At 47.8% G+C, this 14,466-nt stretch carries 11 protein-coding genes; 1 reads left to right on the top strand and 10 read right to left on the bottom strand.

The window, feature by feature from the left end; translation table 11 throughout:
• Positions 1–25: 25 nt before the first annotated feature.
• The 10 genes from JT717_RS10625 to JT717_RS10670 form a co-directional block, all read right to left on the bottom strand.
• Complete coding sequence (locus JT717_RS10625) at positions 26–1,534, bottom strand: RagB/SusD family nutrient uptake outer membrane protein (protein WP_205510183.1); 1,509 nt, start codon at positions 1,532–1,534, stop codon at positions 26–28.
• Positions 1,535–1,557: 23 nt separating this feature from the next.
• A complete protein-coding gene (locus JT717_RS10630) occupies positions 1,558–4,677 on the bottom strand; it encodes a SusC/RagA family TonB-linked outer membrane protein (protein WP_205510184.1) in 3,120 nt (1,039 codons plus the stop codon).
• Between the two features lie 489 nt (positions 4,678–5,166).
• Entirely contained in the window at positions 5,167–5,505 is a 339-nt protein-coding gene (ytxJ, locus tag JT717_RS10635; protein ID WP_205510185.1) for a bacillithiol system redox-active protein YtxJ, read from the bottom strand.
• A gap of 137 nt (positions 5,506–5,642) precedes the next feature.
• Complete coding sequence (locus JT717_RS10640; RefSeq protein ID WP_205510186.1) at positions 5,643–7,781, bottom strand: type IA DNA topoisomerase; 2,139 nt, start codon at positions 7,779–7,781, stop codon at positions 5,643–5,645.
• Between the two features lie 70 nt (positions 7,782–7,851).
• On the bottom strand, positions 7,852–8,304 hold the full coding sequence (locus JT717_RS10645) for a hypothetical protein (RefSeq protein WP_205510187.1): 453 nt from the start codon (positions 8,302–8,304) through the stop codon (positions 7,852–7,854).
• A 110-nt stretch (positions 8,305–8,414) separates the two neighbouring features.
• Complete coding sequence (locus JT717_RS10650; protein ID WP_205510188.1) at positions 8,415–8,624, bottom strand: hypothetical protein; 210 nt, start codon at positions 8,622–8,624, stop codon at positions 8,415–8,417.
• A gap of 45 nt (positions 8,625–8,669) precedes the next feature.
• A complete protein-coding gene (locus JT717_RS10655; RefSeq protein WP_205510189.1) occupies positions 8,670–10,331 on the bottom strand; it encodes a S8 family serine peptidase in 1,662 nt (553 codons plus the stop codon).
• A 6-nt stretch (positions 10,332–10,337) separates the two neighbouring features.
• The gene (locus JT717_RS10660) at positions 10,338–10,826 is read right to left on the bottom strand and encodes a hypothetical protein (RefSeq protein ID WP_205510190.1); all 489 of its coding nucleotides are present in this window, start codon (positions 10,824–10,826) and stop codon (positions 10,338–10,340) included.
• A gap of 54 nt (positions 10,827–10,880) precedes the next feature.
• Positions 10,881–12,410 (bottom strand): hypothetical protein, encoded by a 1,530-nt coding sequence (locus tag JT717_RS10665; protein WP_205510191.1) that lies wholly within the window; start codon positions 12,408–12,410, stop codon positions 10,881–10,883.
• Between the two features lie 179 nt (positions 12,411–12,589).
• A complete protein-coding gene (locus JT717_RS10670) occupies positions 12,590–13,519 on the bottom strand; it encodes an ADP-ribosylglycohydrolase family protein (protein WP_205510192.1) in 930 nt (309 codons plus the stop codon).
• A gap of 139 nt (positions 13,520–13,658) precedes the next feature.
• Between JT717_RS10670 and JT717_RS10675 the strand changes: the two genes are divergently transcribed.
• On the top strand, positions 13,659–14,426 hold the full coding sequence (locus JT717_RS10675; protein WP_240347971.1) for a hypothetical protein: 768 nt from the start codon (positions 13,659–13,661) through the stop codon (positions 14,424–14,426).
• The last annotated feature ends 40 nt before the right edge of the window (positions 14,427–14,466 follow it).

The raw sequence follows: 14,466 nt of genomic DNA on the forward strand, positions 1-14,466 counted from the left end.
CCATTTCCATCATCACCGTTCTGGTTTAATTGAACAGGTTCGGATTGTTCTGCTCTTCGGATTGGGGTATAGCGAATATGTAATTCGGACTATTGGCAATAAAGGGAGCGCCACCGGCAAAACTGCGCTCGGTATGGTATCTTGCCGGCACCTGTTTGGTAGTGCCATCGGGTGTGGTGATAGTTACCTGTATCGCATTTCCGCCGGCGTCTACATAAGGCTTGCGCACAACCGGCAACTGATTTCGGATGATGTCGGCCAGGGCAAAACCTTCGCCCCACAGTTCTTTGCGCCTTTCGATGAGGATCGCTTCTATCAGTTGTTCTTTCGTAGCGCCTGCAGGGTCGAATGTACTGGCGCCACGGGCGCTGCGCAGGGTATTGAGTGCAGCGGCCCCCTCCGTGATATTATTGTCACGAGCATACCCTTCGGCTTTGATCAGATAAGCTTCCGCACTTCGCATCAATACCAGGTCGCCGGTTTGATCGGAACGGAATTTGAACTTCTTATATTGAAGATGACCTTCGCGGCCCGGATTCCCATCCCAGGAAAAAAGGGTTTTGCGGATATCGCCATGCTCGAAAAGATCTCCGAAGAAAGGATCGGCCATGAAGCTGTAATAATAAGCCGAAGGCGATGATACATCCAGGAAGTGAAAGCTGTAACTGCCATCGCTCTGGCTGGGAATTTCCGGATGCCCCCAGATCCACTCGGAATTGTTTACGTCATTAAATCCTTTGGTATAATCGGCCGGCGGCATAAGCGGATAATTCTTCAATGCCTCATTGGCAGCTTCTGCTGCCGCCGCCCATCTTCCCGTATTCAGGTAAGCGCGTGCCAGCAGTCCATTCACTACATTCGTATTGATCTTGTATTTCGCCGTACGCTGGTAGCCTTCCAGCAATCCTCTGGCTTCGAGCAGATCGGAAAAGATGAGGGTATAGATGTCTTTCAGCGTTGCTTTCGGATTACCCCGGGTAGTGTCAGAGGTAGGCGTTGTATAGATCGGCGCTGTCTTCGCCAATGAATCTTTCAGGTAGGAGAACTGATAGAAGGAAGCAATGGTAAGATAGGTATGCGCCCGCAAGGCGAGTGCCTGTCCTTTCAATACCTTCTTCGCGGTGGCATCACCGCTTACATTGTCTACATTGGCAATAATGATATTGTTGCTGTTAATGATCTTATACAGCTGGTTCCAGATGGCGTTCAACCGGCTTTGCGTTTTATCGCTCATTTGCGTAAACCGGTAAACAGGCGCAAAACTGTATTTGGTAGTGATCAGCGCCACATCGTTGCCCATGGCCTCGCTCACCAGTGTAATGGTCTTGAAACCAGGATTTCCGAAGGTACCGCCGTAAAAATCGTCCATCATCGATGCCCAGGTGCCTTCCGAGAGGGCCGTTAAATTGGCAACGGTCTTCAAAACGATCTCTTCAGAAACTGCATTTGAGGGGGATGTATTTAATTGTTTGTTGCAGGCAGACAAACCGATGGCCACTGCAACAATGAGTATATATGATTTGATTGATTTCATACAAATGATATTTATTGTGAACATTACAAACCTACCTGCAAGCCTATTGACACCGTTTTCATTTGCGGGTACTGGTAATAGGTGGTGCCATCAATGGACTGCTCGGGATCCATTCCCTTATGACCATAAAAAGTCAACAGGTTCTCTGCCAGTCCATAAACCTTAGCCGATCTGAGGCCAATTCTTCCCAGGAGATCTGCAGGAATATTGTACCCGAGGGATACCTGTTTCAACCGCGCATAGGTAGCATCATACAGGAAACGGGTTGACGTGGAGGTCCAGGCCAGATCGTCGGTGGTGAACCGGGGAACATTGGTATAGGGGTTATCGGGTGTCCAGCGGTTGAGCAATTCCGTTGACCAGTTACGGCCGAGTGAGGCTACGCCGGTGAGCAGTGAAATATAATCGGCATCCAGCACTTTACCACCAATACTATAGGCAAGCACAAATGATAATTCCACCTGCTTATAACTAATCGAATTGGTGATACCGCCGGTTACATCGGGCAGTGCAGAGCCTGCATAGTACTGCGTACCCTGTGCATAGCTGGTGGTCGTTTCCTTTTTGCCATCCGCGGTAGTTCTGTACCACAATGGATTTCCTGTTGCAGGGTCTACGCCGGCCCACTCGCGTAGAAAGAAGTCATATACAGAAGTGCCCACCATCAGTTTCTTGGTGCCGCTGATGATCTCTTTTTGCGGCAATGAAGTGATCTCATTCTTGTTGTGTGCAAGGTTTAGGTCTACCGTCCATTTCCAGTCCCGGGTACTTATGGGAACAACGTTTAACTCCAGTTCAACCCCGGTGTTGCGCAGTTCACCGATATTGGCGCTGATGGACGTAAAGCCGGTAGAACCTGCCAGCGGCCTCGAGTATAAAAGATCTTTACTGGTTCTTCGGTAATAGTTGATGGTACCGTAAATGCGATTCTTCAGGATACCAAAGTCGATACCGGTATTAAAGTTCAGGTTTGTTTCCCATTTGAGCTTCGGTGTAGGCAGGCGGGAAGTGACCACGCCCCCATTGCCCAGGTTGTTCCTGATGCTGTAGAGTGCGAGGTACGAATAATAGCCCAGGTTGGCGCTTGTTGATACGCCGGTACCAGAGAGATTATCATTGCCCGAAGCACCATAGCTTGCCTTTACCGTCAATGCGCTGAGCCAGTTCACCGGTTTCAGGAATTCTTCTTCACTGATGCGCCAGGAAGCGCCGGTTGACCAGAAAGTACCCCAACGCGAGTCGGGTGAAAAGCGCGAAGAACCATCGCGGCGAACGGAGGCGGTAAGAAAATATTTACCCAGGTAATTGTATTGTGCCTGACCAAAAAAGCTCAGTTTGGCATAGTTGTCTGCAAAACCGGAAAAATCATTGAGCTGTGAAGCAGCCACTGGTTCATACAGATCGGCAAGCGCAAACTTTTGCCGGCTTCCATTCAGCCCACTTCCGTTCAGGTAATAGTATTCTTGTCCGGCCAGCAGGTTCAGATGATGTGCTGATGCGAAGTCGAGATCGTAGGTAGCTATATTGTTCCAGGTATAAGCTACAAAACGGGTGCTGAGTTTGCTTACCGTACCACCAATGGCCGCATCTTCGCCTACAAGCGGGTTGGTATAATACAGTTGGTTGATATTGATATAATCGAGGTTGAAGCTTGTTTTCAGTTTCAAAGCTTTGGTAAGCGCTGCTTCCAGGAAAGTGCGGGCAGAAACGTTCTCATTCGTATTCCTGGATCTGTTCAACGGTAAGGAACCTATGAGATTGTAGCGGGGTAAGGCACCATTGGGCCGGTAAGCGCCATAGTCGTATTGTTTCTCGCCGTTGTTGTCGAGCTTGTAGCTGCCATCCGGATTGCGTTGATAGATCGGATAGAAGCTGGGAATGCTGCGGCCAAACAGTACGACATTGGTTTGCCGGGAATCAGACGATGTCGGATAATCCTGCGAAGTGCTGGCTCCGTTGAGATTGAGGCCCACCTTCAGCCATGATTTTGCCTGCAGTGTAAGATTACTTCTGAAATTATATCGTTTGAAACCCGAAGCAAGATAGGCGCCCTGGTTGTTCGTATAACCGGCACCTATATAATAGGTTGACTTTTCACCACCACCTGAAAAACTGAGTTGGGCCTGGGTGTATCTGGCATCCTGCAACATCGCTTCTTCCCAATCATCATTCCATAAGGGAGTTGCGCCTGGAACGATCTTTCCATCTAACCCAACCGGCTCCGGAAAAGCAGGGCCGTATGGATTAATATTGAGGTTGGGCACTACCTGCCTGCTGGCGGCAGCAGCTGCCTGCGCCGGGCTTTGCCCGCTGGAAAGGCCTTTATTGCGCAGGGCCTCCCAGTATAGTTCAAAATATTGATCGGTATTGAGCTTTTCATAATCCTTCACTGCACGGCTGCTCCAGCCATGGTTGATCGTGCCATTAATGGCCACATCAGCCCCTTTTTTACCTTGTTTGGTAGTAATGATGATAACGCCATTGGCCGCACGCGAGCCGTAGAGGTTCGCTGCCGTGGCATCTTTCAAAATATTGATGGAGGCGATATCAGCCGGATCAAGCGCATTGATATCTCCTTCATAAGGGGCGCCGTCTACCACAAACAGCGGTGCACTGGAGGCGTTAATACTGCCAACGCCGCGAATGCGGATGGTAGAGCTGTTACCAGGCTGCCCATTTGCAGACGTTGTTTGAATGCCTGGCGCCAGGCCCTGCAGCGCATTGGAGATATTCGGCGTGAGCCGGTTATTCACCTTGTCGGCAGAGATGGTAGTCACTGCGCCGGGATAACCAGACCGCTTTACGGTTGTATAGGCGACGGCTACTACTTCCTCCAGGGTATTGTTAGCAGTTTTCAACAGAATAGTAATGTCTGATTGACCAGCTTTCACTTCTATTTGAGCGGTCTCCCGGCCTACAAATGAGATCGTCAGTAAAGCTTTATCATTGGGCAACTGTAACTCAAACTGCCCCTGTGCATTGGTGATAGCAGGCTGGTTAAAGCCGTTGATGGTTACCGTTGCGCCTTCGAGCGGCTGTTTATTTTCCGCGGCCAGCACTACACCGCGTATTTGTTTTGGTTGAGCGAACAGCCCGGTGCTGAAAAGGAGTATCAGCACGAGCAAGCCATGTTTCTGTAGCATACATTATAGATTGAAAATTGGAATACTTATCTGCATCCATCAGTACATAATGGATGGGCAAAGCAAGCCGTTACAGTCACGCCGCGGCGGACCGTTCAGTAATAACTATTAAGTGTTGATAACAAAGGATCCTTACCCGGTACAGCAGCAACAACAAGTGTACGGTACATACAAGTTAAACAGATATAACAGGGGTCGCGGTGAATTATTCATTGTCATATTGTGACTCGTTGGGGACGATGCAAATATATGGACAATCATAAAACCCACCAAAATGGTAGACTTAATTATCTATAATGTATGTGTAAGTGGTGGCTCGGATGGATGGATGACGGGAACTGGATAAGAAGGCGGAACGCGGAACGTTAAACGCCGGGGGCAGGATGGGAAAAGCAAAACGCGGAACGCAAAACACTGACTTGCCAAACGCGTATCGTTGACGTCAGGTATTTTGCATTCAGACCAGGCGTTCAAACCTGGCTTTCAGCCTTACGACAAATGCCGCGCGATCACAGCCGGATCGATGGCATTATGTGATGAGGTATAGATCACCTGTTTGTCTTTCACCAATATGATCTGGGGCGACTGATGTGTGACTTTCAACTCCTGCGCAATGAGATTGGAAATAGGACGGAAAGTAAGCAGATCCAGGTAATGAAAATCGGCTTTGTCTGCGATCTGCTCAAAGCCGTTTTGCAGCTTGTATTTTGCATGGGCGCTGATACCGCAGGTGGTGCTGTCCTTAAAGATGATCTGCGGCTTGGCCGACGAGTTCTCTAAAATGGTATAGAATTGCTCTTTTTCTGTGACGCTGTTCCAACTTTTCATAGTGCAAAAATACACAATTGTCAAGATATTTTCACATGGCCCATTAGCTGATTAACAATGCTTTATGAGGCAATGACCTGACAAAGATTTTACATTATTATTTGAACAATGTTAACCCGGGTTTGTTACCTCGAGCGCTACTCGATCTCCAGTTCAAAACCTGCGTTCAAGGTCAGTTTTCCTTCGCTTTCCCCATCAGTACCTGCCAGCTTCCAGCCTTTCATCTTACCCGTCTTCCCTTTCGTGACCAGTTCAGCGATCTGTTTGTCGGACAGTTTCTTGCCAAATACTTCAAAGGGCACCTTGAAACCACAGGCCCTGAAATTGGCGCAGCCATAGGCCGTATTGCCTTTCTTCAACAAATGCGATTTACATTTGGGACATTGCTGTTCCTCGATAACGATCGCTTTTTTGGGTTCTCTGGGCTTCGTTTCTTTTTTGGGTTTTTCTTCCTGTGCTTTTTCTTTTTTCCCCGGCTCATTAGGCGCAATGGTGATCACTTTGTAAGTAGCCGTTTTCACTTCTGCGGTAAGATCGATCACCATCTGGATCAGCTCCTGCTTGAACGTATCAATAGCATATTCGCCTTTTTCGATCAGGCGCAATTTGCGTTCCCAGATGCCTGTGAGCTCAGGACTTTTCAATAACTCGGTTTGAATGGTGTCAATGAGGTCGATACCGGTTTGCGTGGCGTAAATGTTCTTCTTACGTTTCTCTATATATTTCCGGCGGAACAGGGTCTCAATTATATTGGCGCGGGTAGAAGGACGGCCAATGCCGTTATCTTTCAGCAGTTCCCGCAGATCTTCATCTTCCACCTGTTTACCGGCGGTTTCCATAGCCCGCAGCAAAGTGGCTTCGGTAAACGCTTTGGGCGGGGTTGTTTTTCCTTTATGGATCCTTGGCGTATGTGAACCGCTTTCTCCCACTGCAAATACAGGCAGGATCTTTTCTTCTTCCTCTTCCTTCTCGTCTTTTTTTGTTTGCACGTCGTTCGCATACACTTCCTTCCAGCCCGGTTCCAGGATTTGTTTACCGGTCACTTTAAAAGGCACCTGCCCTACCTTGCCCAGCACGGTGGTGTTGGCGATCTTACACTCCGGGTAGAAGGCTGCTATAAAACGCCGGGCTACCAGGTCATAGATGCGTTTTTCTTCGGTGGGCAGATTGGAAGGATAAACACCCGTGGGAATGATGGCATGGTGGTCGGTCACTTTTTTGTCGTCAAAGACCGTTTTTAATTTGGGAATGGGATTGGCCAGGATGGGGGCCGTCAACGCCGCATAAGGCGTCATATCCTGCAGGATGCCTGCAATTTTCGGATACATATCTTCGGGGAGGTAAGTCGTATCTACCCGTGGATAGGTGACCATTTTTTTCTCATACAGGTTCTGAATGTATTTCAGGGTATCATCTGCCGAATAAGCGTATTTTTTATTGGCTTCCACCTGCAGGGCAGTCAGGTCGAAGAGGCGGGGATTACCTTCTTTGCCTTCTTTTCGCTCAAAGGATGTGATCTCGAAAGGATGTTCCTTCAAATAGGCCAGGCCTTTTTCAGCCCTTTCCAATACCTTAATGCGGTCGATAGTAGCGGTGAATTCCGTTTCGCGGTAAATGGTCTTTAATTCCCAATATTCTTCTGCTTTAAATGCATTGATCTCTTTCTGCCGCGCCACGATCATGGCCAGGGTGGGTGTTTGCACGCGGCCGATAGACAACACCGTTTTGTCCTGGGCGAATTTTTTGGTGAACAGGCGGGTTGCATTCATCCCCAGCAGCCAGTCGCCAATGGCGCGGGCGCTGCCGGCGGCATACAGGTTATCGTATTGACTGCTTTCTTTTAGTTTTTGAAAGCCCTCGCGGATAGCTTCTTCGGTAAGGGAAGAGATCCATAATCTTTTTACGGGGGCGGTGCATTGCGCTTTCAGCAGTACCCAGCGCTGAATAAGCTCTCCTTCCTGGCCGGCGTCACCACAGTTGATCACTTCTTCACACTGGCTTACCAGTTGCTCAATGATCCTGAATTGTTTTTGAACCCCTTCGTTGTTGATGAGTTTGATGCCAAAACTGCGCGGGATCATGGGAAGGTCTTCGAGCCGCCAGTATTTCCATTGTTCGGTATAATCGTGCGGTTCTTTGAGGGTACAGAAATGCCCGAAGGTCCAGGTAACCTGGTAGCCGTTGCCTTCCAGGTATCCCTCCTTCCGTTCTTTGGCGCCGATAACAGCTGCAATGTCTCTGGCCACGCTGGGCTTTTCCGCAATGCAAACCTTCATAGTTGTTGAAAGAGCGCAAATGTCGGGAATTTTTGCAAGATAGGAGGATCATCTGCAATCCGGAGGCACCTTACATGGCCCTGCCTGTTTGCGTCAGCCGCCGGGTGACCAAACCTGTTACTATTCCGCCAATGGTATAGAGAGCGATGGTAAGCATTCTCCTGTTCGATGTTGCGGCTGTGGTTGCTGCGTTCAATCCCAGTCGGCCAGGAAGTTTCACGGCGCCAGCCCCTGCTGTTGCTCCGAGCACGGTACCGGTAAGCAAAGCACTGCCGGGTTTGAATGCAACGGTGCTGTAGTATAAGGTATTGGAAATAAGATCTGCTGCCAGGGATGCCGGGTATTGCTTTTCAGCAGGCACATGGCGGCCGGTTACTGCAGCAACCGTTTTGTCCAATGCTTCTTCGCCTAGTTTGTCGAGCCGCGGTGCATCTGAAAAATTGCGGCGCAGTAACTCATGTAATACTGTTACGGTGATGGCTCCGGCCAAACCGCCGATCAATCCTGCAAGTGGTTTATTCATGCAAGATGTAGTAATAATATTGTGCCAGGGGTGTAGCCGGAAAATATGTATAAGATAATTACAAAGATTGACTTTAAACTAATGGCAACACGCTGGTATAAGATCAGTTTTTAAATACCGCGATTATTCATTTCCCGCTCCACCATTTTAACGCCTTTGATCTTGACCTGATCAAGCCGTTTGCCATTTAAACTACCAATGATAATACCGCCTAACCTCAGCACATTGTCAATACGAAACCCTAAACGCTTCAGGTCGTCGGCAATCTCCTGAACTTGATATTTGTCTTCAACTGTTGCTATAAACCGTTCTTCCTTCATCGATGATAAATAAAGTCAGATCAATATTAGCCAAATTTACCGAATTCAGGTGTAATATACCAGCCCTACCCCTACGTCGGCCGAGCTATGTGGCAATCTCCTTGCTGTTTGCATTAATTTCACCCATATGTCGGCGGCAGTTGCCTGCGGATTTGCTTCCCAATAGAGGGCAGCAACACCAGCTACAAATGGTGCAGCAAGCGAGGTACCGGTATCAACTGCATAGTATTGTTGTGGTAACCAGCTGCTTATTATGCCAACTCCCGGTCCGGAAATGTCTATTTGACCACCACCCGGCTCTATGCCTGCACATCCGCCATTATAAATTTCCATTTGCGCATCCACAGCAGCGACAGCCATAATGGATGGACAATTGGCTGGATGTAAAACCGGGGCTTTCAGGCCAAACTGGCGATCACTTTCATTGCCTGCAGCAGCGATCAGCAAAACACCTTCCCGGAAAGCGGCGGAGGCCGTACTCTCATAGGCTGGTGAATACTTTTCTTTTGCATTTGTAACGCCGCCTACAGACATCGAAATGATTTTACAACCTTGCTCCACCGCCCATTGAATGGCGGCCAGCAGGTCGCCATCACGGCCATTACCCTGGCTATCCAGCACCCTGCCTACATATAGGTCAGAACCGTGTGCCACGCCGTACTTGTAGCCGTAACCGCTATGGGTACTGCCACAAGCGATACCAGCACACATGGTGCCATGGCCGTATTCGTCGTCTGCAGCTGGATTGTCGTGCAGGAATGACCTGCTCACAATTTTCCGGCCCTTGAAAGCAGGATGTGAAGCTGTAGACCCAGAATCCAAAACGGCGATCTTCACGCCTTTACCGGAATGCGGTGCCCCGCCTACGTTAGTAGCATGTATACCCCACGTTGCATTGGCATCATCGGCAATTTTAGTAGTAGCCCCGGATAAAGAATAAATGAAGCGTTCCGGTTCGGTAGACAGAAACTTATTCGCTCCATCAGTGGTAGCCATCAATTTGCCAAGCTTGTCCTGGCTCTGGCCGCCCACAATGGCCACATTGAGTTTATCATATATGAGGCCATCTGCCTGATCGAGTGCAGCCTCCAGGTTAAAATTCTTATCAGTCGTAAAATCGCGGATATTGGCCATACGTATAGAAGAACGGCTCGCCGTTTTTGTTTGCGATCTCGTGCTCGATTCAGGGTTAAGGACCACCAATTTATGGCCGGTAAATCGTGGCAGGCCAGATAATTTTCGTTCACCTTGAACGCCTCCAAGCCATTGTGGTATTGCTTCTGACGATAGTGCAGCTACTTTGGTTTTGGTGTATTGATTGTCCTTAATAAAAGTCAACAGTTTCTCCTGCAGTTCCTTGTTTGCTCCCAGCCCTGAAAGTGGTTCATCAATGGATATACCAATATCCGGCGATATATTCAGTGCCTGGGTCATCCTGTTTGTTACAACCGTAACATTCATCGCTTTTTTCTCAACAACTACATTTGTGCCGGTTTTGAGGTCTTTATTAAGAACTACCTCAACCGCCTCTTCTTTATGTACATTCGCTTTCTTGATCTTACCGGCTTTAGCGCCTGCTTTCTTGCCCTCTGCGCCACCCTGAATGTCACCTTTAGTGGCGGTACTTCGCTTGCTGGCCTCATTTACCTTCTTGGGGCTGGCTTTTTTAGAGGATGGCTTACTTCGGTTTAATTTCTTATTTGGCATAAGTAGTTATGTATTTTGAGGTGATGTTGGTACTGGAGGTGTAGGTGGTACCGGATTTGACGGAACCGGATCGCCGGAAGGAGGATAGGTCACCAGCGGGACGACCAGCGTATAAATAGGCACAAGTATGGCTCCGATAAATTGCGGAGAATAAAGCCCTTGCGGTAAATAATACAAGGGACCGCCTAATGACAGCACCCATATAAGAAAGGAGACCATGCTTACCATTATTTGTTTACCATCTTTTATACCCGCTGCTCTTTTCAGATAAAACGGCATAATGATCAAAACCAACGCCAATACGATCCATTGCATCGGTGCATCATCTCCAGGTTTGGGCGCCTGATTCTTAATAAGCGTAAATACGCCTAAGTATACCGCAATGACGTCAGCAGGCACCAGTTTGATCACCTTTGCCAAATAAGGATCTTCATTGTTTGCAGCCTGCGGACGGATTACGCCTGGTGCTGATTTTCTTTGGATTTGCCGTGACATATGCTTTGATTTTTATTTTTAAAAACAATTCGTGTTCTATTTAAAACAGGCGGATCAATCTTCACTGGGCGCGGAGCTAAAGTTGAATGAGACCGATAAAAAGCCACCCAGACGAAGTACTTTTTTCGTCAATTCAGTGGATTCTATTTCTTCAAACCGCTTATAACTTGGCCAGTCTTTATATTCTGGTTTGATGCGTTCTGCATAACCGATCGAAACACCTCCGCTTACCACCAACCGCCGCGTTAATTCAATGCTGGAAGGAAAGCCAAGACCAGCACCGATGAATAAACGTGACTTGGCTAGTGTTGAAAAATCGGGAGAAAGCCCAATGGTAAACATCGTTTGTATGGCATGACAGGTGGTCCTGTACCAGTGCACATTTATAACCGGTGAGAATTGATAAAGGTTATTCTTCTTATTTGTGTACAATTCAACCAGTGCAGTATCCGGACCATCGGTAGCATCTTTAGGATTTTTACGGAACTGGTATTCGGCATCATTGCCCCCAATGTTAACAGCCAGGCCAACACTGGCATTCACCCGGGCACCGCCATATGTTTTGATCCGCTGCGGCTCAATGGTAGTGATCACAGCTCCACGTTGATCCTTGAGTTCATCAGAGAACTCAATATAATCGCCACTGGCGTTACCGATCTTACGGGGCCGTAAACTAAATGGCACCGAAAGCATGTTCTGTGCATTCGCCTGCATGACAGCCGCATTGGCAAGGAGCGTTGGATCCAGATAAATGGCCGTGATCTCACTGTTCTTTTTACGCAGGTCGTTGATCAGCTTTTGTGTGGCTTCCCTTTCGGCCGTGGAAACTACAGAAGAGAACAAATCAAGTACGTTCTGAAGGCCAAGGATCTCTTCTTCCACTTTTTGTGTTTTCTCCAGTATGCCGTCAACTTTCGTTTTAACTATGCTGGTGATCTCTTCTACACTATTTACTCCATATACTTTGACCGGGGCGAGGAAGGCCGCCTGCATCTGCTGTGGAGTATATAGTGCCGCATTGGCTGCTGCCTGCTTCATCAATGTATCTATCGTCATGATGCCCTTGAGGTCAATCGCTTCTCTTTTTAGCTGCAGCCAGCCACGTTCTATATTGATAAGAAATCCAGCTTTTAACTTTGTAAATCTTCTAGCGTCCTTATTTTTATTATCTTTTGCATCACCCGTTAAAGCCGCTGTACTATCAGTTTTATCGCCGGCGCCTTTAGCACCTGCCACCGCAGCCAAACCAGTCTGCAGCGCTGCGATGCCGTTGTTATAATTGGCATTAACAGCTGTAAATACAGGACTGGAACTAACCGCCCAGGGATTAACATTAAGGTATTTAATGATAACGGCCGACCCTTCCTTAATACAGCTCGGAATGGAAACAAACTCGGAATTTTGAACATCATAGGCAATAAATTCCTGTTTTGTTGCAATACCATCTTTGACATGCCTTTTTCTGTTGGCCGGATCTTTCGCTTTTTGAGCAGGCAATGTGTCCTCTCTTGTTAGCTCCGGTTGCCCATAAACGTAGATCGTTGCTGTAAGCAACATTGCCGAAATAAAACAATGTAGTCGCATAATGAATGGGGTTTAATTGTAATTGGGGATATAAGCTGTTATAGCCTTCCCAAGATTACAAATAACCCCCTTCTTACAAGCAGGTGTTTTTCACGTATTTGGTCTGATAAATACCGTTAAAATACTGTTTTTTTACCCGTTCGATGTTCTGAACACCTAAGTAAGTGCAGGACTATTGTTTATTCAGCATACTTGATATGACCTTTCGTTCTATCAATGACCGACCTCACCCAGTCATATCCATCAACGGTCGACAATTTCAATAACAGCTCCTTGGGTAAATGGCTGATGCCAAGAAGTGCACCGGCTATTTGTCCGGCCAGTGATGCATTCGTATCGGTGTCGCCGCCGCACCCGATAACACTTTTATACATCTCATACATTCCGATCCTACCGGCCTGGGTAGCCGCAAAAATGGCAAAGGGCACCGAGTTTACGACGTATCCATTGTTGCCCAGTGCGGCAATGGTCTTTATATCTGACTTGCATTGAATGGCATTGATCTCCATTAATCTGTCCCGTACGCGGGTATCGGGCAGTGCCGGTATAATAAGCTCAAACAAATTATTTTTACCCGTCCACTCACCTGCTACAATTGCTTTCAGGGAAAGAAATATGGCCAGGGCGCCTACGTATGCTTCATCATTCCGGTGTGTGATCCAGCAGGCGCTTCTGATATTTTCTCTTGACATATTTCCAAAGAACGCAAATGGCGCTATCCGCATGGCCGCGCCATTACCGGCAGCGAACTCGCCTGTGCGGCCAACCTGGCTCCAATGAGCACCAGCTTCCAGTTCTACAATGGCTTTTAAAGTGCTTGCACCCAGTCCCGATAATCTTTTCTCTTTATAATAACGCACGAATACATCCGCCAGCAGATCGGGCCGAAAATCAGCGGAAGCGCAAAGCGCTTCACAGGTGGCCATTGTCAATTGCGTATCATCAGTAAATGCCCATAGGGGATTCGTTTCTTTAGGTTTACTCAGGTAGAATGCAGTGGTACTGTCCGGAATTTTCAGATTTTCAAACGCACTGCCCCAGGCATCGCCTATGGCCCCGCCTAACATACAGGCTTCGAAGCGCTCGCGGAGTATGGCTGCTTTTTTCATTGTAGATCTGATCACATTTGTACTGCCGGATCACAAAATTAAATTAATAACGAATATGATAACTGCAGGCATTTGCCGGAACCTACACATTGATTATCTGCGAATGAACAAATTGCAAGTTTTTGTATATTCGTAAGATATGAAGCAAAATATGAAAGCACCTTTATTACTTGTTCTCACGTTATTTACGATCTCGGTCTATTCGCAAAACACGCTCAACAATTACAAATATGTACTTATACCCGAAAGGTTTGGTTTCTCCAGATCAGATGATCAATATGGCCTGAACACCCTGACGAAATTGCTGCTGGAAGATAAAGGGTTTACTGCTTTTGTAGGCAACGCCAATTTGCCGCCGGAAGTAGTGGCCAACAAATGCAATGCGCTGAACGCGGAAGTAGTGGAGAAAAAAGGCATCTTCGTTACCAACCTCACTTTGCAGTTGAAAGATTGCCAGGGCAATGTGATCTTCAAAAGCAAGGAAGGCAAAAGCCGCGAAAAAGAGTATCATACCGCATACAATCTCGCTTTAAGGGATGCTTTTACTTCCCTCAACGATGTGGCTTATAAATACGACGGCACAACCATTACACAAGCGCAACAACCAACAGCAGCGCCGGCAGCTGCTCCTGCTTCACAGGCCAGCCGGCCAGCGGCAGCTCCCGCAGCTGCGGCCATTACCGACGCTACCGGCACTTTATACGCACAACCGACCGCGAATGGCTACCAGTTAATTGATACAACCCCCAAAAAGGTATTGACCTTGCTGAAGACTTCCCTGCCCGACTATTACATCGCGGAAGGCGGCCCTTCGGCGGGTATTGTTTTCAAAAAGAATGAAGAGTGGGTCCTCGAGTACTATAAAAACAATCAACTTGTGTCCCAGAAATTACAGATCAAGTTCTGATCTGCCGGCATGATCTGATATAACAATGCCAGGCGAGCCG

It is taken from the genome of Longitalea arenae (assembly GCF_016924755.1).
GTDB lineage: Bacteria > Bacteroidota > Bacteroidia > Chitinophagales > Chitinophagaceae > Niastella > Niastella arenae.

Bases quoted from the DNA above. Each gene is read 5' to 3' on its own strand.
- JT717_RS10655 (WP_205510189.1), bottom strand. From the start codon at position 10,331: ATGCCAAATAAGAAATTAAACCGAAGTAAGCCATCCTCTAAAAAAGCC.
- JT717_RS10640 (WP_205510186.1), bottom strand. From the start codon at position 7,781: ATGAAGGTTTGCATTGCGGAAAAGCCCAGCGTGGCCAGAGACATTGCA.
- JT717_RS10660 (WP_205510190.1), bottom strand. From the start codon at position 10,826: ATGTCACGGCAAATCCAAAGAAAATCAGCACCAGGCGTAATCCGTCCG.
- JT717_RS10670 (WP_205510192.1), bottom strand. From the start codon at position 13,519: ATGAAAAAAGCAGCCATACTCCGCGAGCGCTTCGAAGCCTGTATGTTA.
- JT717_RS10650 (WP_205510188.1), bottom strand. From the start codon at position 8,624: ATGAAGGAAGAACGGTTTATAGCAACAGTTGAAGACAAATATCAAGTT.
- JT717_RS10665 (WP_205510191.1), bottom strand. From the start codon at position 12,410: ATGCGACTACATTGTTTTATTTCGGCAATGTTGCTTACAGCAACGATC.
- JT717_RS10645 (WP_205510187.1), bottom strand. From the start codon at position 8,304: ATGAATAAACCACTTGCAGGATTGATCGGCGGTTTGGCCGGAGCCATC.
- JT717_RS10630 (WP_205510184.1), bottom strand. From the start codon at position 4,677: ATGCTACAGAAACATGGCTTGCTCGTGCTGATACTCCTTTTCAGCACC.
- JT717_RS10625 (WP_205510183.1), bottom strand. From the start codon at position 1,534: ATGAAATCAATCAAATCATATATACTCATTGTTGCAGTGGCCATCGGT.
- ytxJ (WP_205510185.1), bottom strand. From the start codon at position 5,505: ATGAAAAGTTGGAACAGCGTCACAGAAAAAGAGCAATTCTATACCATT.
- JT717_RS10675 (WP_240347971.1), top strand. From the start codon at position 13,659: ATGAAGCAAAATATGAAAGCACCTTTATTACTTGTTCTCACGTTATTT.